We start from the raw sequence: 20,144 nt of genomic DNA, 5'->3' as shown, positions 1-20,144 counted from the left end.
GTCTGTTCTTGTCGTCGGGGACCGCGGGCGGGTGACCGTCTCCGCGCGCGGCATCAGCAGTTAGGCAAGGTCTGGCGGGACGGGCACCCCGTGCTTAGCCGCCAGCGCCGCCAGGCGATTGAGCGTGCCGGCGGCGACCGGGATGCCAGCGGCGAGGCGCCGCGCGCGCTCGGCGGCGCCACGTTCGCCGGGCAGCAGCACGGCCTCGGCTCCCGCCGCGACCGGCAGGGCCTTGATCACCGCGGCGAGGTCCGAGACGCTGGCGGTGAAGCCGGGCGCAGCGCCAAAGGCTTGCGGGTCGAGCGCCACCGCGATGCCGTTGCCGCCGGGCTCCGAACCGTCGCGCAGCGCGACCGTGAGCAGCGGATTGCCGACGAGCACGCTCGCCAGCACCTCGATCATCAGCGACAGGCCCGTGCCTTTCGGCCCGGCCATGGGCAACACCGCCTTCACCGCAGCAGGGTCGGTGGTCTCGCGGCCCTCCGCATCGACCGCCCATCCCAGCGGAATGGCGCGGCCGGCATCCTTCGCCGCGGTGATCTTGCCAGCGGCGACCGAGGCCGTGGACATGTCGAAGAGCAGCGGCCGCCCCGGATCGGCGCTTGGCGCGGCGATGGCGAGGGGATTGGTCGAAACGCCCTCGGTACGGGCGCCGTGATAGATCATCAGCGGTTTCGAGGCGGTCATGACGAGACCGACCAGGCCGGCCGCGGCGATGGCCTCGGCATAGATCCCGATAGCCCCCGCATGGGTGATGCGGCGCACGACGCACCAGCCGATGCCGTGCACGCGCGCATCGGCAATGGCGCGGACGGTGGCGGTGTTCATCGCCACCGCGCCGGGCGCCTTGTCGGCATCGAGCACGGCGACCGCGCCCTTGCCGGCGACCTGGCGGATCGCCGCGGCCGGGTTGATCAGGCCCTGCTCGACCATCTCGACATAGCGCGGGATGCGCAGCACGCCGTGGGACTCGACACCCCTGAGATTCGCCCAGACCAGCATCCGCGCCGTCGCTTCCGCATGGTCGGCGGCAAAACCTCCGGCCGCGAGCAGGTCGCGCGCATAGGCCTCGAGAATTGCCGCCTGGACGCGGCGCGGTCCGCCGGGTGCCGCCATGGTCACTGACCCAGGGGGCTGGGGAGATATTTGTCGAGCCATCCCTTGAGGAGCGTTTTGGTTCTGGGCGCATCCTGCGGCGACAGCGGGAAATGCGACGTGCCCGTGATCAGCATCAGTTCGGCAGGCTGGCCTGCCTTTTCATACATGCGGATCGATTGCTCGGTCGGGGTGATCGAGTCATTCGCGGTGTGGAAGAACAGGATCGGCCGCGGGGCTATGTCGGCGACCACATCGTCGGCCCGGAAATTGTACATGCTCCAGGCCGTTTCGACCGGGATTTCCATGATCGCCTTGGGCGACAGGTTCTTGCGCAGGGCCTCGGGGATCGGCACGGCGTCGAAGCGCGAGATCCACATGCTCTTGCCGGTTTCCTGCTTGTGCTTGCGGCCCTTCTCCAGCAGTCCGGTGAACTTCGCCCAGGCCTCCGGCGTCGGGTGCTGGCCGCGGAACTTGCGCTCGCCGTCGCCCCAGCCGCAGGAGGAGATGACGCAGGCGAAACGGTCGTCGATGCCGGCCGCATAGACCGCGACCGCCGCGCCGAAGCTGTGGCCGAGCACGCCGATCCGCGCGGGATCGACCTCCTCACGGGCCTGCAGGAAGGTCAGCGCGTTCTTGGCATCCGCCACCTGGTCGAAGCAGCGCACCTGGGCGCGCTCGCCCTCGCTCTCGCCGCAGCAGCGGAAGTCGAAGCGGAGCGCCACATAGCCCATGGCCTCCAGCATCCGCGCCTGGATCTCGGCGTGGGATTCGTCCTTCGAGCCTACGAAACCATGCAGCACGATGAAGCCGGGCAGGCGCTGGCCGGGCTTGCGACCCTCCGGCACGTGCAGGACGGCGGACAGCTTGAGGCCGTCCGACATGAAGGTGAGTTTCTCTTCCATGGCGGGATGTCCTTGCGGGAGGGGCGGCGTCAGGCGACGGCGGTGAAGGGGAAGTGGAACTCGCGCCATTCGAGCGGCGCCGGCGTGCCCCAGACGTTCATGGCGCGGACATTGCCGGGCCGCTCCAGGTTGGTGATGACATTGGCCTCGAAGGTCGCGTCATCGGCGATCATCGACATGCCGCTGGAGCACTCGAACATCGCCCCCGCGGGGTCGATGTAATAGGAGTAGACGTTGTCGCCCGGGCGGTGGCGGCCGGGGCCCCAGAGCATCTGCTTGTCGAAGCGGTCGAGCGTGTCGCCGAGCCGGATGAACTGGCTGGCGTCGAGGAATTCGAACGAGATGTGGTGCACGCCCGCCCCTTTGCCCTTCACCAGGCCGAGGATGTGGTGCTGGCGGTTGCCGCCATACATCCAGCTAAGGCTGTCATTGACCAGGCGCTCGGACAGCCGCATCCCGCCGATGATCTCGAGCTGGCGGCGTGTCGCCGCCGGATCGGGCGTCAGCAGGTTGATGTGGTCCATCCGGTTCGCGCCGACCCCCTTGGTCGGATAGCGGCGGCCGGCGAGGTCGTCGCGGATCGGCGTGTGGATCTCGAAGCGCAGGCCCTCCGGCGTCACGAAGGTGAAGCCGGCGGCCATGCAGTCGAGGCTCGGCGTGCGGCTCACCACGGTGCAGCCGGCCTCCGCAACCTTTGCTTCCGCGGCGCGGACCGCATCGACCGTCAGGGCCTCGAGGCCGATCGTGTGGGCGGAGTTCTCCCCCGCATGGACCAGCACCAGTTCGACGGCGCGGCCATTCGAGCTGAGCCAGGTCTGTGCATCCCCGCTGCACGTGACCCGCAGGCCGAGAATCTCGGTCGCTTCCCGCACCACCGCGTCCGCGACGCTGGTGTTGATCTTCATGTGCCCGATGGCGTGCACCAGGTGCGTCATCGTCGCTCCTCCCATCTTCTCATTGGGCGGAGTCCTAGCGCAGGGTATGGGGCGTGATCAACCGAATTTCGACGCGAGTGATAAATTTCGAAAATCATATTTTGGACTGCGAAGGGCAACCCTGACGCTGTGCCGCTGCATTTCCGGGGCAGTGCACCATCAACTTGTGGCGACTCTGCCAGCGCCCGCGACATTTTTCGACAAACCGCGGAATTTGCGTCGCGGGAGTGAAACTGCGATACAGGACGTCCGGCGGGCGGGGTTGAACGGCCGTGCGGGCGAGGGTGAACTCATGGCGGTACGGGCGGAGCCCAGGGGTGCCGAGGAGACGCGGGCGGCCGATGTGCTGCAGCGGATGCGTCACGACATCATCAGCTGCACGCTGAAGCCCGGCACGCGCCTGCGCTTCGAGCCGCTGAAGGAGCTCTACGCCGTCAGCTTCTCGACGCTGCGCGAGGCGCTCTCTCGGCTCGTCGCCGAGGGGCTGGTGGTCAGCGAGGGCCAGCGCGGCTTCATGGTGGCGCCCCTCTACCTCTCGGACCTTGAGGACCTGACCGACGTGCGCGTCCTCATCGACCAGGAATGCATCGGCCGGTCGATCATCCATGGCACCGACGACTGGGAGGCCGAGATCATCGCCGCCTTCCACCGCATGGACCGGCTGAAGGCGCGCCTTGGCGAGCTCTATTACCTCTCGGACGAGTGGTCGCAGCTCCATGGCGGCTTCCACTATTCCCTCGTCGCGGCCTGCCGGTCGCCGACCCTCCTGGATTTCCGCGACAAGCTGTTCCAGCGCGCCAATCGCTACCAGCGCATGTCCTGCCAGTTCCGCGCCAAGTGGCGGCCGAAGGATGTCGAGCACCGCACCCTGATGGACACGGTCATCGCCCGCGACGCCGATGCCGCGAAGCAGCTGATCGAGCGCCACATCCGCGAGACCACCGAGAATGTCCTCGCCAATGCCGGCCAGTTCCTGAGCCCCGAACCCGCCGGCTTCGCCACAGCGCTACGGCCCGTCGCGGCGGAGTGAGACGGGCGGCGCCGCGTCACATCGTGTCGGGCGTCTGGATCGGATCTTCCGGCACCGGCGGCATGGGCGAGGGATCCGGCTCATCCGGCTGCGGCGGGATGGGCTGTGGGCCCGGCGAGGGGAAGGGCTCGGGCAGCGGCGGCTGCGGCGTGCCGAAGACCTCCGGCGCGTTCTGCATGATCATGGAAGCCTCCTGCGGTCGTGATGCCGGGACAACTGCCGGGTGCCGTCATCGTTCCGCCATTGCGGCGGCTTAACCGCCCGATGAGACCGCGGAGCGCAGGCCGCCGCTTGCGATTCCGCGCCCCATCTCTAGGCTCGCCCGCCTCGGGCCCCTCCGCTTCGACCCTCGCCCCGAAAGGTCACCGCCATGCGTCTTGCCGCCATCGCCGCCGCCCTTGCCGTCTCCTTCGCCGTTGCCGGCGAGGCGCGGGCCGTTCTCATCCTCGGCCATGGCACCGACACCTGCGCGACCTGGCTGCAGGTGCGCACGACGCCGCGCGCCGGCGAATATCGCCAGTGGATGCTTGGCTATCTCTCCGCCTCCGCCTTCCACAAGAACCGCGACATCCTCCGCAACATGAACGCCGAGCAGGTGTTCACGCGCGTCACTGCCGACTGCCAGCGCACGCCGACGCGCCGCATCGACGACGTGCTCGACGGTTTCCTGCGCTGACGCGCCGGTGCAGGCGTGCGGCAATCCACGCCTTTCCCCTTCTGTCGCCATGGGTTAGACACAGCCGATGTGGCTCAATCAACGCACCGTCGACGCGATCCGGCTGATGGCCGAGCTTTCGGCCCGCTGGCCGAAGGCGGTGAAGGCGGCGGAGCTTGCCGCCATCACCGGCATCACCTTTCTCAACGTCCAGAAGACCGCCCATGCCCTGTCGCGAGCGGGCCTCATCGAGGCCGAGCGCGGCCGTTATGGCGGCTTGCGCCTGGTGCGCGCCGCCGATGAGATGAAGGTCGCCGAGATCGTCCGCGCCTTCGAGCCGGCGGATTGCCCGGTCAATTTCCTCGCCGCCGACCAGAGCCGCGACCCGGTCTCCCGGCTGATCTTCCGCGCCCATCGCGGCTTCTTCCAGCCGCTGGAGGAAACGACCCTCGCCGATATCGAGCCGCGCGCCCTGGCGGTGCAGCCGGCGGTGCGCAGCACCAAGGTGGCGTGAGGCCGGCCTGCCCGGTTGGGCCCCCACCGGTCCTCGGTCATCTCGGCGTCGTGAGTCCGCTCCGTTAGGACATCAAGTCGGCGGCGCGCTGGTCGCCGGCAGGTCGTACCAGTCGGGCTTCGACTGTTCCCACAGGTTCTTGATGATCCGCTTGCCCGTCGGACCGTCCACGAGGCCGGCGGAGACGAGCCAGCGACCGGCGGCGGTCACCTCCTTCAGCACCCGCCCGCCGCAGGTCGTGCAGAAGGCCCGCCGCGCCGCCTCCGACGACTGGTACCAGGTCAGCGCATCCGCGCCCTCGATGGCGACGTCACCAACCGGGGCGGCGATGAAGGCGTTGAAATTGCCGTGCATCTTCTGGCAGTCGCCGCAATGGCAGGCGAGGACCCCGGCTGAGGCGGCCGGCAAGGTGATGCGGACGCGGCCGCAATGGCAGGAGGCATGGAGCATGTCGGCCATGTCTTGTCCTTTCGGGGAGCGGAACGAAGGGCGATGAGGACGCGTCAGGACCCGGTGACGGCCGCAAAGGCCCAGTCGGGCCCCTTGCCGCGGGCCATGGCCTGGTTGATCCAGACCATCGCGAGGGGTTCGAGGATGCGTGCCTTGGTGATGTCGCCGGCGTCCAGAGCCTCGAAGCCGAGATCGGCGAGGAGCCCCATCGCCACCGCCTTGGCGCTGCTGTCGTCGCCGGCAACGAACTGCACGGGACGGTGGGTGAGGTGGGAATTGCGCGCCATGATGGCCGCGCCGACCTGATTGAGAGTCTTCACCACGCGCGCCTGCGGAAGCCAGCCGGCGACGATCTCCCCGCCGCTCGTCGTGTGGCCGATGGTGAGCGCATAGGCGCCGTCCACCACGCCGAGCGGGTTCATGCAGTCGATGACCACTTTGCCGGTGAGATCGCCGAGCGCGCGGATGGCGGCTTCCGCGGCGGTCCATGGCAGGGCGAGGATGACGAGCTCCGCGCCTGAGGCGGCGTCCACCGGGCTTGCGACCGTCGCGCCCACGGAGGTGGCGAAGGCCGTCGTCTCGGCCGCGGCCGTGTCGCGCGTGCCGAGGATGACGACATGGCCCTTGCCGCTCAGGCCCTGCGCCAGGGCGCTGCCGACCCGTCCAATGCCGATGATGGCGATCCGCATGGTCTGCCCTCGTGATCCGGTGAGGCCACGATAGGCGGAGCCGTCATGTCGCGTTATCAAAATGGCATCATGACAGACTTCAGCAACACTGAACTCCGGCGCCTTGATCTCACGCTCCTGCTCGTCTTCCTCGGCCTTCTCCGGCTGCGCAAGGCGGCGGGTGTCGCCACGGAGTTGGGTCTCACCCAATCCGCGGTCAGCCAGTCGCTCCGCCGCCTCAGGGATGTTTTCGGTGACGACCTGTTCCTGCGGCGGCCCCACGGCATGGAGCCGACGGCGGTGGCGCTGGCACTGGAGCCGGCGGTCCGCAGCGCGGTGGACGCCCTCAGGGGCGCGCTCGGCGCCGCCCGAACCTTCGATCCGGCGGCCGCGGCCGGCATCGTTCGCATCGCGGCGCTCGACGCGGCCCAGTCCGTGGTGGTGCCGCCACTGGCGCGACGGCTCGCGCGCGAGGCTCCAGGCCTGCGCCTCTCCGTCCTGCCGCTCGCCCGCGGCGAGGCCGTCGCGGCCCTTGCGGAGGGGCGGGTCGACCTGTCTGTCGGCTTCATCTGGGACCGGCCGGACATGATCTCCGCCGAACTGCTCTACGAGGAAGGCTACCGCGTCGCCGGTCGGCCGGAGGCGCTGCCTGACGCGCCGCGTGTCTCACTCGACGCCTATTGCACCGCCGACCACGTGCTCATCTCACCCGGTGGCGACATGCGCGGCGTCATCGACGATCATCTGGAGGCGCTGGGGCGGAGCCGGCGTGTCACGCTCGCATTGCCCGCCTTCCTGCCGGCTCTGGCGGCGGTTGCCGCCTCCGGCGCGCTGGTGACGCTCCCCGCGCGTGTCGCGGAGGCCTTCGCCGGCGGCTTCGGCCTGGTCACCGCGGCGGCGCCGGTAGAGGTCCGGCGGTTCCCCGTCTCCGTCTTCTGGCACCGCCGCAACGATGCCGATGCCCGGACGCTGTGGCTGCGCCGTCAGCTCGCCGCGGCCGTCGCGGGCGCGTAGCGGGGCGGCGCGTCCCGGTGCTGCGGCAGCACCACGGGGAGGCCGCCGGCGGCTGCGTCACGGCACAGGTCGACCCCGAACACGTCCCGCACCGTCGCGCGGGTGACCACGTCGGCCGGTGCTCCGCAGGCGTGACAGCGGCCCGCGCTCATCACCAGGATGCGGTCGGCGAAGGTCGCGGCGAGGTTGAGGTCGTGGAGGACGGCGATGACGCCGATGCCCTCGCGCGCGAGGCGCTGGGCGCAGTCCATCAGCCCGATCTGGTGGGCGAGGTCGAGGCTCGCGACCGGCTCGTCGAGGAACAGCACCTGGCGGTCCGTCGCCACGTGGCCGGCGCGCAGCTGCGCATAGGTGCGGGCGAACTGCACCCGCTGCTGCTCGCCGCCCGAGAGCATCTGATAGCCGCGGGCGACGAGATGGCCGATATCCGCCGCCTCCAGCGCCTCGGCGATGACCGCCTCGCGGCCGCTCCGCGTCAGCGCCCGGCCGACGCCGTCAATGCCGATCCGCACCACTTCCGCGACCGTGAAGGGGAAGGCGAGGCGATTGGCCTGCGCCATCACGGCCCGCCGCGCCGCCAGCTGCCATGGCGGGATGGCCGACAGCCTGTCTCCCCCGATGAGGACCTCGCCCGAATCGGGCGCGAGTTCGCCGGTGAGCAGCTTGGTCAGGGTCGTCTTGCCGGCGCCATTCGGGCCGACCACGACGATCATCTCGCCCTGGCCAAGCGCCAATGAGACGCTGTCCACCACCTTGCGCCCGCCGAAGGCGGCGGTGAGGTCGCGGGCTTCGAGGAGGGGGCTCATGCGTCGAGGCTCCGGTCGCGCCTCAGCAGCAGCCACAGGAAGAAGGGGGCGCCGATGGCGGCGGTGAGGATGCCGATGGGCAACTCAGCCGGGGCAACGACGATGCGGGCTGCGAGATCCGCCCCGGTGAGGAGGCCGGCGCCGAGCAGCGCGGCGAAGGGCAGAAGCGTGCGGTGGTCGGGGCCGAAAACGAGCCTGAGCAGGTGCGGCACGACGATGCCGACGAAGCCGATCACGCCCGCCGAGGCGACGCTCGCGCCCACCGCCACCGCCACCATGAGGATCACCGCGCGCTTCAGCGTCTGGACGGGGATGCCGAGATGGAAGGCCTCGGCCTCGCCGAGCAGCAGGGCGTTGAGCCCGCGGGCGAGAAGCGGCACTGCGAGCAGAACGGGCAGGACCAGCGGCACGACGGTCCAGACCTTGGTCCAGCTCGCGCCCGACAGCGAGCCGAGCGACCAGAAGGTGAGGTCGCGCAATTGCCGGTCGTCGCTGACGAAGGCGAGGACGCCGGTCAGCGCCCCGGCAAAGGCGCCGAGCGCGACACCGGCGAGCAGCATTACCGCCACCGATGTCCGGCCGTGGCGCGTGGCGATGGCATAGAGGATCAGCGTCGAGGCGAGGCCGCCGACGAAGGCACCGATCGGCAACAGGATGAAGGGCAGCTGCGCCGAGACCGTGCCGAGGATCCGGTCGCCCAGCACGATGGTGAAGCCGGCGGCGAGTGCCGCGCCCGACGACACGCCGACGAGGCCGGGATCGGCCAGGGGATTGCGGAACAGGCCCTGCATCAGCGCCCCCGACACGGCGAGCGCCGCCCCGATCAGCGCCCCGAGGATAAGGCGCGGCACGCGGATGGACAGGATGATGAGCGCCTCGCGGCTGGCAAGCACCTCGCGGTCTCCGGTGAGCCAGGCGGCAAGGACAGCGACCACGCGCTCCGGCGCGATGCGGACCGCGCCGCTGCCGAGCGACAGAACAGCGACGAGGGCGAGGCCGATGCCGATCGCGCAGCCGGCGATGGCAATGCGTCGCCGCTGCGAGGCGAAGAGGGCGGCGACCGCCGGGGAGGGGACGGCGAGCGTCACCTCAGCCCGCCTTGCCGTAGAGCGCGGTCATCAGCTCGCCGGCCGCATCCGGGGTGCGCGGCCCGAAGCCGAGGAGGTAGAGCCCGTCCATGGCAATGAGGCTGCGGGTCTTCGCCGCCGGGGTGGCGCCGAGCGAGGCGATGCCGAAGACCTGGTCGGGCGAGGCCGCATGATCGTTGTGGCTCATCATCAGGATCGCGTCCGGTGCGGCAGCGATCAGCCCCTCGTCGGTCAGCGGCTTGAAGCCCTCGACGGTCTCGGCGGCATTGAGTCCGCCGGCGGCGCGGATGATCGCGTCGGCGCTGCTCCGATTGCCGCCGACCATGACGCGGCCGTTCTGCAGCGACAGCACGAAGAGCACGCGCTTGCGTGCGGCGATGGCCTCGCGGCGGCGCTTCAGGCCGGCAAATCCCTCCTCGACGCGCGCTGCCAGGCCATTGGCCTCGCCCTCGGCGCCGACGAATCGGCCGATGGCCCGGATGCGGCCGGAAACGCCGGCTTCCGAGGTGTCCTCGCCGACGCGCTCGACGCGTACACCGGCCTCGGCGATGAGCTTCAACGCGTCGGGCGGCCCGGCCCCCTCGACGGCGAGCAGATCCGTGGTCCTGAGCGACAGCACGCCCTCCGGCGACAGGGCGCGGACATAGCCCACCTGTGCCTTGTCCTTCAGCGCGGCGGCGGGAAAGAGGCTGGTCGTATCGACGCCGACCAGCAGGTCCTGACGGCCCAGCGCATAGACGATCTCGGTGATGACGCCGCCGGCGGCGACGATGCGCCGCTCGGCCGCGCGCGAGACGTGGGGCGCCAAGGGGAGGGCGGCGGTGGCGGCGAGGAGGCTGCGGCGCGACAGCGGCAGGATCGGGAAAGGTGCGCGGGTCATTTGGTCAGGATCAGCTTGTCGTTGGCGGTGACGCGAAGGCGGTAGCGCTCGCCCTTGTGCAGGATCACCGCTTCGCGGCCGGCGCCGAGGATGGCGCTGACCTCAACGGTCGGGACCGCCTGCGGAGATTCCGCTCCCGTCTCTCGGCTGGAATGCAGGGGAGGAACCACCGGTTCGGGGGATGCGATCATCGGAAAAGCCTAGTTTGGAATGATAACAATCAGTCAGAAGTGTCTGGAAACATTAAAAACTGCCTCCGCCACAACCATTGTTGACATTGATAGTCAGGTTAATTAGGCATCGTCAACAGCGCCGCGACCGGTCAACCCGGCCGGATCATTCGCCAGCCAGCCCGATGCCGGAGCATCGACGCCAGCCAGCCGACAACGACACGTCATTCAGGCTTGCAGGTTCGATCATGCTCATCCGTCGCGGCTGCGCGGCGCTTCTCGCGTCCGTCTCCACCCTCGTTTTCACCGCCGGCCCGGTCCTCGCCCAGGCGCCATCCCAGCCGGCCGAGCAGCGCACCCAATCCGCCCAGGACGAGATCACCGTCTCGGCCGAACGCACGCCGTCGACGGTCTACAACGCACCCGGCACGGTTACGGTGGTGAACGAGCAGCAGCTCCAGCAGAACCTCATCCAAGGCCCGCGCGACTTGGTGCGCAACGAGCCGGGCCTTGCCGTCAGCAACGCACCGACCCGCGTCGGCGCGGGCAACTTCTTCATCCGCGGCATCGGCGATAACCGCGTCCGCCTTGAGATCGACGGCACGCGCATCCCGGACTATCCGGGCTCCAATGTCGGCCCCGGCCTCTACACCCGCGACATCGTCGACTACGAGGACCTGAAGCGCGTCGAGGTCATCCGCGGGCCGGCCTCGGCCCTCTACGGCTCGGACGCCATCGGTGGCGTCGTCTCCTTCACCACCAAGGACCCCGGCGACTATCTGCGAGAGGTCGGCCGCGACTGGTATGCCGGCACGCGCTTCTCCTTCAACAGCGTCAACCGATCCTTCTCCGAGACCATCACCGGTGCTGCGCGCAAGGGGCCCTTCGAGTTCCTGCTGCAGTACACCCGCCGCGATGGCACGGAGACGCAGGTCAACTCGGCCACCCGCCGCGCCAATCCGCAGAACTTCCAGTCCAACAACATCCTGGCGAAGCTGGTCTATGAGACGCCGGATTCCGGCCGCTGGCGCCTGACCGCCGAGGCCCTGTGGCGCGGTATCGGCACCAACCTCATCTCGGCGCGCACCACCTCCATCGCCAACCAGATCACCCACGACACCAACAAGCGCTTCCGCCTCAGCCTCGACTGGACGCAGCAGCTCTCCTGGGCGATCGCCGACGAGATCAAGGTCATGGTCTATGCCACGGACTTTGACCGCCAGGAGCACACCGACGAGTTCCGCCGGTCAGTGCCGGGGGCGGGCGCAGCGAACCGCCTGCGCGTCTCCGATTTCGATTTCCGCCAGCAGATCTTCGGGCTCGATACGCAGTTCGGCGCGCGCCGCCAGTTCGGCGGTCTCGACCACCACTTCGTCTACGGCTTTACCGCCGACTTCACCCGGTCGTCGCGTCCGCGCATGCGCACCGAGACCGACTTGACGACCGGCCTGCCGATCCCCGGCCCCATCGCCGGCGAGACCTATCCGAACAAGAACTTCCCCGACACCGAGACGATCCAGGGCGCCTTCTACATCCAGGACACGATCTCCTGGGGGCGCCTGCGCGTTACCCCGGCGGTGCGCTTCGATTACTACCACCTGTCGCCGAAGCCGGACGCAGCCTTCTACAATTCCAATCCCGGCTTCCCGATCGGCAATGTCTCGGCCTTCGCCGTCTCGCCGAAGCTAGGCGCCACCTATGACCTTACCGAGAACTTCCGTCTCTTCGGCCAGTACGCCCGCGGCTTCCGCGCGCCGCCCTACGACAACGCCAATTTTGCCTTCTCGAACGCCGCGCAGTTCTACGAGATCCTGCCGAACTTCGGCCTGCGTCCTGAGACGGTGAACAGCTTTGAGGCAGGCCTGCGCGGTCGCTTCGCCGATGGGTCGAGCTTCCAGGTCAGCGGCTTTTACAATCTCTACAACGACTTCATCAACACGGTGACGGTCGGCATCTCGCCGGCCGGCCTGACCCAGTTCCAGTACCAGAACCTCCAGTCGGTGCGGATCTGGGGCTTCGAGGCCAAGGGCGAGTATCGCATCAACCCCGAATGGACCGCCTATGGCTCGGTCGCCTACGCCAACGGCACCGACCAGACGACGGGCCTGCCGATCGACAGCATCGATCCGGTGACCGGCGTCGCCGGCCTGCGCTACACCAGCCCGCAGAACTGGATGCTGGAGGGTCGTATCCGCGCCGCCGCCGCCAAGACGCGGGTGAGCGCCGCCAACATCTTCCAGCCCGGCGCCTACGCCACGATGGACGTGCTCGGCGCCTACGAGATCAGCCGCAACGTCACGGTGCGCGCCGGTGTCTTCAACATCTTCAACGCCCGCTACTTCAACGCCATCGACGTGGCGGGCCTGACTCGGACCAACGCCAATCTCGAGCTCTTCCGCGCCCCCGGCCGGTCGGTCTCGCTCAGCGTCTCCGCGAAGTTCTGAGGCCGTCATGGCGGGCACAGCGACGGCACGGCGGTTGGAAGGCGGGCGCCACCCGGCGTCCCGGTCCCGCGGTCGCGCGCGCGTCGAGCCCGTCCTCGTCGGTGGCGAGGGGCCGGCCCGCCAGGGCCTGCCCGGCTCGGCATCCCCGGGTGCCGCCGCGCAGCGGGGGGAGGGCGCACCTCCTGTCATCCTCCCGTTGCCGGACCTCGCCGCCGCCACCCTGTCTCCGCCGGTGGAGATCCCGCCGGCGGTTGTCGACGACCATGCAGCGGTGGCGGCTGCCGCCATCACGCCGGAGCGGGCCGTCTCGGCCTGTCCCATGCCGGCGCGGCGCCTGTCGCTCTCGGTCATCGCCTCGATCGCCCTTCATGGGGCTGCGGCCGCTGCTTTCGTCTGGCTGGGTCTCAAGGCCCCGGCGCCGATCTCGGCCGGCAAGGAGGGCATCGCCGTGGAGGTGGTGGTCTCCGCCGACACCGGCGCCGCATCGCGCCAGGATGCGGCGAGCGGCAGGGAGGAGGCGGTCAGTTCCGCCATCGACAGCGAGGCCCGACAGGCGGTTGAGGCACCGCCCACGCAGACGCCGCCGGAGATGGCGGTTCTCGATCCGGCTCCCGTGCCCACCGATGATCCGCCCGTCGCGCAGCCCGATCCCCTGACGATGGCCGAGCGCCTCGTCGACCAGCTGCCGCCGCCGCCCATGCCGGAGACGCTGGCTCTCGCGGAACGGCCCGTCGAAGCGGCAGCGGTTGAGACCCCGTCCCCGCCCGCGCCGGAACAGGTGGCGATGCCGCCCCAGCCCGCCGCGCCCGTCCAGGTGGAAGCGCCCGTCGAGGCTAGCCAGCTCGCCGAACTCCAGACCGCGGCGCCCCAGCCGGTCCTGCCGCCGACCCCCGCGCCTGCCTTGCGTGCCGTGACGCCGCCCCCAGCCCGCCGTGAGGCCGTCCGGCTGCCGCCCACCCGGCGCGAGGCACCGGTGACCCGCCAGCCCGTCCGTCCGACGCGCCAGGCCGCGGCGACGCCGCAGCCCGACCGTCCCGCCCGCGCTGCCCGCCAGGCCGAATCCTCCGCCGCGCAGTCCGAGCGCGGCGAGGGCGCCGGCCAGCGCAACCGCCAGCAATCCGATGCCAATGGCACGACCGGAGCCGCGACGACGGCGGCCGTTGCCGCCTGGCGCCAGCGTGTCCTCGCCCATCTCGCCCGGTTCAAGGTCTATCCCGACCACGCGCGCGATGCCGGCATCCGCGGCCGCGCCGCCGTCTCCTTCACGCTGTCCGCCAGCGGCTCCGTGTCGTCGGTCGCCATCGCCACCTCCTCCGGGGCGGCGGTGCTCGATCAGGCGACGCTCGCCATGGTGCGTCGCGCCCAGCCCTTCCCGCCGAACCCGGCCGGAAGTCCCGCCAGCTTTACGGCGGGCATCAACTACTCTCTCTATTGACGTCAGCCAGTCCCAGGGACCAGCCAGAAGGACCTCGCCATGTACATCGCCATGAACCGCTTCAAGGTCATCAAGGGCGCCGAAGCCGATTTCGAGACCATCTGGCGGACCCGCCAGTCCTATCTCAGCGAGCTCGAAGGCTTCGTGGAATTCGCCCTGCTGAAGGGTCCGGAGCGCGAGGATCACACGCTCTATTCCTCCCACACGGTCTGGAGGTCGAAGGCCAATTTCGAGGCCTGGACGAAGTCGGAGCAGTTCCGCAAGTCGCATGCCCGCGCCGGCCAGCAGAACAAGCCGACCTCGCTGGGCCACCCTGAATTCGAGGGCTTCGAGGCGATCATCGTCGAGCGCAACGAGGGCTCGCCCTCGGTCGCCGCGGAGTGAGGCCATGACGGTCCATCAGGTCCTGTCCCGCGAGGACAGGCTGTCGGCAGCGCGCGCAGCGCTCGCCGCCAAGCCCGACGGGGTCATCGAGAACGTCGCGCGCGAGCATGGCGTCGCCGCCCGCGACGTCCTCGCCATGCTGCCGCCGGGGGAAGCCGTCGCGGCGCCCGCCGAGGCCTTCGAGGCGATCTGGACCGAGGTGACGGGATGGGGCGAGATCCTCTTCATCGTCAACACGCCGGACATCGTGCTGGAATGCCACGGCGCGCTGGTGCCGGGCACGGCCGGCCACGGCTGGTTCAACGTCCATGGCGACAGCCCCATCGGCGGTCACATCAAGGCGTCGAACTGCCGCGAGATCTGCTTCGTCGACCGGATGTTCCACGGCCGCCGTTCGCTCTCGATCCAGTTCTTCAACGAGGCCGGCGAGGCGATGTTCAAGATCTTCGTCCGTCGCGACAAGGAGCGGGCGCTGATCGCCGACCAGATCCCGCGATTCGAGGCGCTGCGGGCCCGCTACGCCTGAGCCATGGCTCGCCGCCGCTTCACAGGCGGCGGCGAACATGCGAGGCAGCGGCGTGACCACCATCGCCCATGTCTCCGACCTTCATCTCGCGCCGGTGCCTTTCCCGTTCGGGGAGGGGCTGAAGCCGGCACTGGGCTGGATCAACTGGCGGCGCAAGCCCGACGCCCATGATCCCGCCATCGCGGCCCGCGTCGCCGAAGCCGTGCGGGCGGCCGCGCCCGACCAGGTCGCCATGACCGGCGACCTCATCGAACTCGGCCAGGCGAGCGAGTATGGCGCCGCAGCCGAGGCCCTCGCCGCCTTTGGCCCGCCCTGCCGGCTCTCCTGGGCTCCCGGCAATCACGACGTCTACACGGTGCGCGCCGTGCCGCGCCTGCGCGAGGCGCTCGGTGGCTGGCTTGCGCCGGAGACCGGGCCTCAGAACGCGGCCGACATCCGTGGGCATTTTCCCCGCCTCGTGGTGGTCGGCCGCGTGGCCCTGGTCACCCTCTGCTCGGGCCTGCCGACCTGGCTCTTCTCCGCCGAGGGGGAGATCGGTGCGGCCCAGCTCGCCCGGTTCGACGCGGCGCTGTCATCGCTCGACCGCACCGCTCATCTGCCCGTCATCGCCATCCATCACCCGCCCCATGCGCCGGGCCTGTCGCCGCTGAAGCGCCTGCGCGATGGCGACGTGATGATGCGCCTCCTCGCCCGTCATCGCTGCCCGCTCGTCCTGCACGGCCATCTGCACACGGCCGGCGAGACGACGGCCACGGTCGATGGTTTCGCCATCACGCTCGCCGGTGCGCCCTCGGCCTCATCCGCCGGCCATCACGGCGACGATCCCGCCGGCTATTCGCTTGTTCATGTGGACGAGGCCCTCGGCTGGCGCCTCGAACGCCGCGCCGTCTGACCAAGGCGCAGGGGCGCCCTGCAGCTTTCCGATTGGCAGCGCCGCCGCTTGGTGTCTTGATGACGCCCCCGCGGCACCAACCGGTCGACCTCCATGAATGCTCCCTTCGCGGCCCCCGCCATCGATCCGGCTCTCGTCGAGGCCCTGCGCGCCCTGCTTGGCTCCCGCCTGTCGCTGTCCGAATCAGACCGTGCCCAGCACGGCCGCGACGAATCCCGCCACACGCCGCGCCTTCCGGACGCGGTCTGTCGCCCGCACACGACGGAGGAGGTGTCGGCCATCGTGAAGCTCTGCGCCGCCCATGGCACGCCGGTCATCGCCTATGGCGTCGGCTCTTCGCTGGAGGGCGCGCTGATCCCGGTGAAGGGCGGCGTCTCCATCGACATGAACGAGATGAACGCCATCCTCGAGGTTCGGTCGCAGGATCTCGACGTCACCGTGCAGGCGGGCGTCACCCGCAAACAGCTCAACGCTCATCTGCGTGACACCGGCCTGTTTTTCCCCATCGATCCCGGCGCCGATGCCTCCATCGGCGGCATGGCCGCGACCCGCGCCTCCGGCACCAATGCCGTGCGCTACGGCACCATGCGCGAGAACGTGCTCAGCCTCACCGTCGTGCTGGCGGACGGGCGCATCATCCGCACACGCTCGCGCGCCCGCAAATCGGCGGCGGGCTATGACCTCACCGGCCTCTTCGTCGGCTCGGAGGGCACGCTCGGCATCATTACCGAGGTGACGGTCCGGCTCTACGGCATTCCCGAGGTGATGGCGGCGGCGATCTGCGCCTTCCCGAGTGTCGAGGCCGCCGTCGACACGGTGATCCAGACCATCCAGATGGGCATTCCCGTCTCGCGCGTCGAACTGCTCGACGACAATGCCATCTCGGCGGTCAACGCCTATTCCAAGCTCTCCCTGCCGGTGACGCCGACGCTGTTCTTCGAATTTGCCGGCAGCCAGGCCGGCGTCGAGGAGCAGGCCGCGATCGTCGAGGAGATCGCCAAGGGCGAGGGCGCCACCAACTGGCGCTGGTCGGCCGATGCCGACGAGCGCAATCGCCTCTGGCAGGCCCGCCACGACATCCACTGGGCCATCCGCGCCGCCAATCCCGGCAAGCAGGGCTTCGGCACCGATGTCTGCGTGCCCATCTCGTCGCTCGCCGAGGTCATCCGCGGCGTACGCGAGGACACGCGGCAGCAGCCCTTCAACACCACGCTCGTCGGCCATGTCGGCGACGGCAACTTCCATTTCGGCTTCCAGATCGATCCGGAAAGTCCGGAGGAGATCCGTGCAGCGGAAGAGGCCTATGACAAGATGGTGGCCCATGCGGTGCGCGTCGGCGGCACCTGCACCGGCGAGCACGGCGTCGGCCTCGGCAAGCGCAAATACATGCGCATGGAATATGGCGACGCCGTCGACGTCATGCACCTAGTGAAGAACGCCCTCGATCCGCAGGGCATCCTCAATCCCGGCAAGGTCCTGCCGGACTGAGGAGCCTCACTCCGCCGCAGCCGGCACCTGCCGCGACCACCAGGCGTCGAGCGCGGCGCGGCTGCAGGGGACGCGATCATCGAGCTCGCCGGCGAAGGCCGCCCAGGCCTTGGTGAAGCGCTTCGGCACCCCGACGATCAGCGGCAGGCCCTGTTCCACGGCTGCGCCGATCTCGGCGACGAGCCCGCCGCCTTCGGCCTCGGCCCGGCCGAACTTGTTGACGATGACGAGGCTCGCCGGCTGCTCCAGCGCCGCGCGCAGGGCCCCTGCGGCTGCCGCGAGGCCGGCCGGATCGAGCCGGCAGGCATTGACGCTGCCCGAGCCGAGGTCCTGGCAGATGTTGAACCGCCGCCCGCTGCCGACCAGCTCCAGCTCCATGTCGATCTCGGCGCAGCTCGCCCCCGCATTGACCTGGACGAGCCCTGCCACCGCGACGCCGGCGCGCGCGAGGTCGTGGGCGAAGTCCGTGAGAAGGACGTCGCAATCCTCGTCGGGGCCGTAGATCACGGCAGCAATGGCGGTCATCGGGTCGTCTCGCTTTCCCGCGCAAGATGGGGCGCGTCGCCCGGTGCGTAAAGCCCTGGCTCGTCGCGGCCCCGGTCGGGCTCGGCAACGGAGCCTTTTCGGTGTCTCATGCGTTGGCGCTGCGTCGCTGCGTCGCCGTGCCTACCGATGAGGGAACCGAACCCATGAAAGCCATCGTCCTTGCGGCCGCCGGCCTTGCCTGTCTTCTCGCGTTGCCCGGCAATGCCGAGGCCTCCCATCGCCGCGACCGTTCCATGGCGGGCTGGTGCCGCGCCGACGCCGCCCAGATGATGGGCGTGAGCCGCCGCGCCGTCGTGCTGGAGAACCGGGTGCTGCGCACCGAAGCCGGCCGCTACCAGATCCGAGGCCTCGCCGCGCATGGTGCACTGGGATCCCGCACCTTCACCTGCCATTTCAACGCGCGCGGCGTCCTGCAGGGCGCGGTCTGACCGCTCATCCGGTCTTGCGGATGGTGAAGGTCAGGGTCTCCGACACTTTCGCCTGAGCCTCCAGCACATGCCCCGTCTCGCGGACGAGATGGGGGATGTCGATGGCCGCCATCGGGTCGGTGCAGACGACGTGCAGACGGTCGCCGACCTCGGCGCGCTGCAGGGCGCGGCGGGTGCGGAGGGCGGGGAGGGGGCATTTCAGCCCTTTCAGGTCCAGCAGCGTCGCCCCATCCGGAGCGCCGCCGGAACCATCCCCGCTCATGATGCGGACATCAGTGCTTGGCGCCATCCGGACGGGCCATGCCGTCCCAGGTCTTGCCGACGAGGTTGTAGCCAGCCTCGGTGCCGCGCAGCTGCGCGCCGGTCGTGGCGAAGCGGGCGTCGGCGGTCATCTGGTAGTTGGAGTTGAGGACGAAGCCGGCGCCGACGGCGATAGCCACGGCAGCGACGAAAGCAAGGATCATGGCCTTCATGGTGGTCCCCCGTTCTTGTCTTCTTGCAAAAAGAAGCTGTTGTTTCGTCAGGATATCTAGCACGCGGCTGGAATGGTTCAAGCGTCGCCGCGTCGCAGCCCGTCACTCGATGATGATGCGCGGCGGCGGCTTGATGGTGACATCGCCCGTGCCGGTGAGGCTCGCCCAGACCTGCCGTGCGATCTCGCGATAGACCAGGGCATGCGGGCTGTCGGGCACGGTCGCGACCAGCGGCCGACCGGAATCGGAGCGGGCGCGCAGGTCCATGTCGAGCGGAATTTCGCCGAGGAAAGGCACGCCGAGCCGCGTCGCCTCTGCCCGCGCCCCGCCATGGCCGAAGATGTCGTAGCGCTTGCCGGTGTCGGGAGCGATGAAATAGCTCATGTTCTCGACGATGCCGAGGATCGGCACCTCGGTCTTCCGGAACATCGCGACGCCGCGCCGCGCATCGATCAGCGCGAGGTCCTGCGGCGTCGAGACGATCACCGCGCCGGCGAGCGGCGTTGCCTGCGCCATGGTGAGCTGCGCATCGCCGGTGCCCGGCGGCATGTCGACGACGAGCACGTCCAGCTCGCCCCAGGCGACCTCGCGCAGCATCTGGGTGATGGCGCTCATCACCATCGGCCCGCGCCAGATCATCGGCGTCTCTTCCTCGACCATGAAGCCGATGGACATGACCTTCACGCCGAAATTCTCGAGCGGGGCGAGGGTGCGGCCGGAGACGACGCGCGGCTTGCCCGACAGGCCAAAGAGCTTGGGCAGCGAGGGCCCATAGATGTCGGCGTCGAGGATGCCGACCTTGCGGCCATTGGCGGCGAGCGCCAGGGCGAGGTTGCAGGCCGTGGTGGACTTGCCGACGCCGCCCTTGCCGGAGGCGACCGCGATGACGTGCTTCACGCCGGGAATGGTCGCGACCTTCGGCGACGGCGCGTTTGTCGGGCGGCCCGGCGCCACATGCGGCTGCGTCGAGGGGGCAGGGCGCGTGGCCGTCGCGGCGGCGCCCGGCGCACGGTCGGCGGTGAGCGAGACAAAGACCTGGCCGACGCCGGGAATGCCGGAAATGGCGGACTGGGCCGCGGCGCGCACCGGCTCCATGGCGGGCGCCTCCGTCGGGTCGATGGCGATGGCGACCATCACGCGCTCGCCGGTGACGACGATGTCGGAGAGGCGGCCCGAGGCCGTCAGCGACTGGCCGCTCGCCGGCAGGAGCACCTTCTCCAGCGCACGTGCGACTTCTTCCCGTGTGACCATGATGCCCTCGCCTGACCGGCGGTCACATAGGGCATGGCGGCGTCCGGCGAAAGGGCAGCGGGCCGAT

General features: G+C 69.7%; 25 protein-coding genes. 11 read left to right on the top strand and 14 right to left on the bottom strand.

The genetic code is table 11. The annotated features are described in order from the left end of the window. Nucleotides 1–60 precede the first annotated feature (60 nt). Genes O9344_RS10505 through O9344_RS10495 form a run of 3 tightly spaced genes read right to left on the bottom strand, consistent with a single transcriptional unit; the run spans nt 61 to nt 2,935 of the window. Complete coding sequence (locus O9344_RS10505; RefSeq protein WP_298476303.1) at nt 61–1,116, bottom strand: Ldh family oxidoreductase; 1,056 nt, start codon at nt 1,114–1,116, stop codon at nt 61–63. Between the two features lie 2 nt (nt 1,117–1,118). After that, nucleotides 1,119–2,000, bottom strand: a complete 882-nt coding sequence (locus O9344_RS10500; RefSeq protein ID WP_298476300.1) for an alpha/beta fold hydrolase — start codon at nt 1,998–2,000, stop codon at nt 1,119–1,121. Nucleotides 2,001–2,029: 29 nt separating this feature from the next. Then, nucleotides 2,030–2,935: a VOC family protein gene (locus O9344_RS10495; RefSeq protein WP_298476297.1), complete on the bottom strand. Its 906-nt coding sequence runs from the start codon at nt 2,933–2,935 to the stop codon at nt 2,030–2,032. Nucleotides 2,936–3,227: 292 nt separating this feature from the next. Here O9344_RS10495 and O9344_RS10490 point away from each other — a divergent pair, with 292 nt between their 5' ends. Next, nucleotides 3,228–3,965, top strand: coding sequence for an FCD domain-containing protein (locus O9344_RS10490; protein ID WP_298476295.1), 738 nt, complete (start codon nt 3,228–3,230; stop codon nt 3,963–3,965). Nucleotides 3,966–3,981: 16 nt separating this feature from the next. Here the strand turns inward: O9344_RS10490 and O9344_RS10485 are convergent, their stop codons facing one another. Further along, nucleotides 3,982–4,149, bottom strand: a complete 168-nt coding sequence (locus O9344_RS10485; RefSeq protein ID WP_298476292.1) for a hypothetical protein — start codon at nt 4,147–4,149, stop codon at nt 3,982–3,984. A gap of 186 nt (nt 4,150–4,335) precedes the next feature. On the opposite strand from O9344_RS10485, the gene O9344_RS10480 reads away from it, so the two are divergent. Further along, entirely contained in the window at nt 4,336–4,641 is a 306-nt protein-coding gene (locus tag O9344_RS10480; protein ID WP_298476289.1) for a hypothetical protein, read from the top strand. Between the two features lie 67 nt (nt 4,642–4,708). Continuing rightward, nucleotides 4,709–5,134 carry an Rrf2 family transcriptional regulator gene (locus O9344_RS10475; protein WP_298476286.1) on the top strand — a complete coding sequence of 142 codons (426 nt, stop codon included), beginning with the start codon at nt 4,709–4,711 and terminating at the stop codon, nt 5,132–5,134. Nucleotides 5,135–5,206: 72 nt separating this feature from the next. Here O9344_RS10475 and O9344_RS10470 read toward each other — a convergent pair whose 3' ends face one another. Next, entirely contained in the window at nt 5,207–5,593 is a 387-nt protein-coding gene (locus O9344_RS10470) for a GFA family protein (RefSeq protein WP_298476283.1), read from the bottom strand. A 44-nt stretch (nt 5,594–5,637) separates the two neighbouring features. Continuing rightward, nucleotides 5,638–6,273, bottom strand: coding sequence for an NAD(P)-binding domain-containing protein (locus O9344_RS10465; RefSeq protein WP_298476279.1), 636 nt, complete (start codon nt 6,271–6,273; stop codon nt 5,638–5,640). Nucleotides 6,274–6,342: 69 nt separating this feature from the next. Here O9344_RS10465 and O9344_RS10460 point away from each other — a divergent pair, with 69 nt between their 5' ends. Beyond that, a complete protein-coding gene (locus tag O9344_RS10460; protein WP_298476276.1) occupies nt 6,343–7,266 on the top strand; it encodes a LysR family transcriptional regulator in 924 nt (307 codons plus the stop codon). On the opposite strand, the gene O9344_RS10455 is transcribed toward O9344_RS10460, so the two are convergent. The 4 genes from O9344_RS10455 to O9344_RS10440 form a co-directional block, all read right to left on the bottom strand. Next, entirely contained in the window at nt 7,236–8,072 is an 837-nt protein-coding gene (locus tag O9344_RS10455; protein WP_298476273.1) for a heme ABC transporter ATP-binding protein, read from the bottom strand. The genes O9344_RS10460 and O9344_RS10455 overlap by 31 nt on opposite strands. Further along, entirely contained in the window at nt 8,069–9,100 is a 1,032-nt protein-coding gene (locus O9344_RS10450; protein ID WP_298476341.1) for an iron ABC transporter permease, read from the bottom strand. Before O9344_RS10450 ends, O9344_RS10455 begins: the two co-directional genes overlap by 4 nt. Before the next feature lie 61 nt (nt 9,101–9,161). After that, entirely contained in the window at nt 9,162–10,040 is an 879-nt protein-coding gene (locus tag O9344_RS10445; protein ID WP_298476271.1) for an ABC transporter substrate-binding protein, read from the bottom strand. Beyond that, on the bottom strand, nt 10,037–10,231 hold the full coding sequence (locus O9344_RS10440; protein WP_298476268.1) for a hemin uptake protein HemP: 195 nt from the start codon (nt 10,229–10,231) through the stop codon (nt 10,037–10,039). The genes O9344_RS10445 and O9344_RS10440 overlap by 4 nt, the downstream gene beginning before the upstream one ends. A 227-nt stretch (nt 10,232–10,458) precedes the next feature. On the opposite strand from O9344_RS10440, the gene O9344_RS10435 reads away from it, so the two are divergent. The 6 genes from O9344_RS10435 to O9344_RS10410 all read left to right on the top strand — a co-directional run bounded on the left by O9344_RS10435 (nt 10,459) and on the right by O9344_RS10410 (nt 17,379). Continuing rightward, nucleotides 10,459–12,654, top strand: a complete 2,196-nt coding sequence (locus O9344_RS10435) for a TonB-dependent hemoglobin/transferrin/lactoferrin family receptor (RefSeq protein ID WP_298476265.1) — start codon at nt 10,459–10,461, stop codon at nt 12,652–12,654. A 196-nt stretch (nt 12,655–12,850) separates the two neighbouring features. After that, complete coding sequence (locus O9344_RS10430) at nt 12,851–14,089, top strand: TonB family protein (protein ID WP_298476261.1); 1,239 nt, start codon at nt 12,851–12,853, stop codon at nt 14,087–14,089. A gap of 39 nt (nt 14,090–14,128) precedes the next feature. After that, nucleotides 14,129–14,473, top strand: coding sequence for an antibiotic biosynthesis monooxygenase (locus O9344_RS10425; protein WP_298476258.1), 345 nt, complete (start codon nt 14,129–14,131; stop codon nt 14,471–14,473). 4 nt (nt 14,474–14,477) lie between these two features. Then, nucleotides 14,478–14,999 (top strand): heme utilization cystosolic carrier protein HutX, encoded by a 522-nt coding sequence (hutX, locus tag O9344_RS10420; RefSeq protein WP_298476253.1) that lies wholly within the window; start codon nt 14,478–14,480, stop codon nt 14,997–14,999. Nucleotides 15,000–15,036: 37 nt separating this feature from the next. Continuing rightward, nucleotides 15,037–15,891: a metallophosphoesterase gene (locus O9344_RS10415; protein ID WP_298476250.1), complete on the top strand. Its 855-nt coding sequence runs from the start codon at nt 15,037–15,039 to the stop codon at nt 15,889–15,891. A gap of 93 nt (nt 15,892–15,984) precedes the next feature. After that, nucleotides 15,985–17,379: an FAD-linked oxidase C-terminal domain-containing protein gene (locus O9344_RS10410; protein ID WP_298476247.1), complete on the top strand. Its 1,395-nt coding sequence runs from the start codon at nt 15,985–15,987 to the stop codon at nt 17,377–17,379. Between the two features lie 6 nt (nt 17,380–17,385). Here O9344_RS10410 and O9344_RS10405 read toward each other — a convergent pair whose 3' ends face one another. Next, nucleotides 17,386–17,904: a DUF2478 domain-containing protein gene (locus tag O9344_RS10405; RefSeq protein WP_298476246.1), complete on the bottom strand. Its 519-nt coding sequence runs from the start codon at nt 17,902–17,904 to the stop codon at nt 17,386–17,388. A 164-nt stretch (nt 17,905–18,068) separates the two neighbouring features. Here O9344_RS10405 and O9344_RS10400 point away from each other — a divergent pair, with 164 nt between their 5' ends. Next, nucleotides 18,069–18,353: a hypothetical protein gene (locus tag O9344_RS10400; RefSeq protein ID WP_298476243.1), complete on the top strand. Its 285-nt coding sequence runs from the start codon at nt 18,069–18,071 to the stop codon at nt 18,351–18,353. Between the two features lie 4 nt (nt 18,354–18,357). On the opposite strand, the gene O9344_RS10395 is transcribed toward O9344_RS10400, so the two are convergent. The 3 genes from O9344_RS10395 to O9344_RS10385 all read right to left on the bottom strand — a co-directional run bounded on the left by O9344_RS10395 (nt 18,358) and on the right by O9344_RS10385 (nt 20,080). Then, on the bottom strand, nt 18,358–18,615 hold the full coding sequence (locus O9344_RS10395) for a sulfurtransferase TusA family protein (RefSeq protein ID WP_298476240.1): 258 nt from the start codon (nt 18,613–18,615) through the stop codon (nt 18,358–18,360). Nucleotides 18,616–18,625: 10 nt separating this feature from the next. Beyond that, a complete protein-coding gene (locus tag O9344_RS10390; protein ID WP_298476237.1) occupies nt 18,626–18,826 on the bottom strand; it encodes a hypothetical protein in 201 nt (66 codons plus the stop codon). Nucleotides 18,827–18,928: 102 nt separating this feature from the next. Further along, on the bottom strand, nt 18,929–20,080 hold the full coding sequence (locus tag O9344_RS10385; protein WP_298476338.1) for an Mrp/NBP35 family ATP-binding protein: 1,152 nt from the start codon (nt 20,078–20,080) through the stop codon (nt 18,929–18,931). Nucleotides 20,081–20,144 lie beyond the last annotated feature (64 nt).

Source organism: Phreatobacter sp., from assembly GCF_027532945.1.
Classification (GTDB): domain Bacteria; phylum Pseudomonadota; class Alphaproteobacteria; order Rhizobiales; family Phreatobacteraceae; genus Phreatobacter.
Note: the sequence above shows the minus strand (reverse complement) of the source record. Positions and strands in the feature narration are given on the sequence as shown.

What these genes read in the sequence shown, in the direction of transcription:
- O9344_RS10405 (WP_298476246.1), bottom strand. Translation starts at nt 17,904, where the DNA reads ATGACCGCCATTGCTGCCGTGATCTACGGCCCCGACGAGGATTGCGAC.
- O9344_RS10425 (WP_298476258.1), top strand. Translation starts at nt 14,129, where the DNA reads ATGTACATCGCCATGAACCGCTTCAAGGTCATCAAGGGCGCCGAAGCC.
- O9344_RS10415 (WP_298476250.1), top strand. Translation starts at nt 15,037, where the DNA reads ATGCGAGGCAGCGGCGTGACCACCATCGCCCATGTCTCCGACCTTCAT.
- O9344_RS10465 (WP_298476279.1), bottom strand. Translation starts at nt 6,273, where the DNA reads ATGCGGATCGCCATCATCGGCATTGGACGGGTCGGCAGCGCCCTGGCG.
- O9344_RS10435 (WP_298476265.1), top strand. Translation starts at nt 10,459, where the DNA reads ATGCTCATCCGTCGCGGCTGCGCGGCGCTTCTCGCGTCCGTCTCCACC.
- O9344_RS10470 (WP_298476283.1), bottom strand. Translation starts at nt 5,593, where the DNA reads ATGGCCGACATGCTCCATGCCTCCTGCCATTGCGGCCGCGTCCGCATC.
- O9344_RS10390 (WP_298476237.1), bottom strand. Translation starts at nt 18,826, where the DNA reads ATGAAGGCCATGATCCTTGCTTTCGTCGCTGCCGTGGCTATCGCCGTC.
- O9344_RS10410 (WP_298476247.1), top strand. Translation starts at nt 15,985, where the DNA reads ATGAATGCTCCCTTCGCGGCCCCCGCCATCGATCCGGCTCTCGTCGAG.
- O9344_RS10500 (WP_298476300.1), bottom strand. Translation starts at nt 2,000, where the DNA reads ATGGAAGAGAAACTCACCTTCATGTCGGACGGCCTCAAGCTGTCCGCC.
- hutX (WP_298476253.1), top strand. Translation starts at nt 14,478, where the DNA reads ATGACGGTCCATCAGGTCCTGTCCCGCGAGGACAGGCTGTCGGCAGCG.
- O9344_RS10445 (WP_298476271.1), bottom strand. Translation starts at nt 10,040, where the DNA reads ATGACCCGCGCACCTTTCCCGATCCTGCCGCTGTCGCGCCGCAGCCTC.
- O9344_RS10440 (WP_298476268.1), bottom strand. Translation starts at nt 10,231, where the DNA reads ATGATCGCATCCCCCGAACCGGTGGTTCCTCCCCTGCATTCCAGCCGA.
- O9344_RS10395 (WP_298476240.1), bottom strand. Translation starts at nt 18,615, where the DNA reads ATGAGCGGGGATGGTTCCGGCGGCGCTCCGGATGGGGCGACGCTGCTG.
- O9344_RS10400 (WP_298476243.1), top strand. Translation starts at nt 18,069, where the DNA reads ATGAAAGCCATCGTCCTTGCGGCCGCCGGCCTTGCCTGTCTTCTCGCG.
- O9344_RS10480 (WP_298476289.1), top strand. Translation starts at nt 4,336, where the DNA reads ATGCGTCTTGCCGCCATCGCCGCCGCCCTTGCCGTCTCCTTCGCCGTT.
- O9344_RS10460 (WP_298476276.1), top strand. Translation starts at nt 6,343, where the DNA reads ATGACAGACTTCAGCAACACTGAACTCCGGCGCCTTGATCTCACGCTC.
- O9344_RS10495 (WP_298476297.1), bottom strand. Translation starts at nt 2,935, where the DNA reads ATGACGCACCTGGTGCACGCCATCGGGCACATGAAGATCAACACCAGC.
- O9344_RS10475 (WP_298476286.1), top strand. Translation starts at nt 4,709, where the DNA reads ATGTGGCTCAATCAACGCACCGTCGACGCGATCCGGCTGATGGCCGAG.
- O9344_RS10455 (WP_298476273.1), bottom strand. Translation starts at nt 8,072, where the DNA reads ATGAGCCCCCTCCTCGAAGCCCGCGACCTCACCGCCGCCTTCGGCGGG.
- O9344_RS10490 (WP_298476295.1), top strand. Translation starts at nt 3,228, where the DNA reads ATGGCGGTACGGGCGGAGCCCAGGGGTGCCGAGGAGACGCGGGCGGCC.
- O9344_RS10505 (WP_298476303.1), bottom strand. Translation starts at nt 1,116, where the DNA reads ATGGCGGCACCCGGCGGACCGCGCCGCGTCCAGGCGGCAATTCTCGAG.
- O9344_RS10485 (WP_298476292.1), bottom strand. Translation starts at nt 4,149, where the DNA reads ATGATCATGCAGAACGCGCCGGAGGTCTTCGGCACGCCGCAGCCGCCG.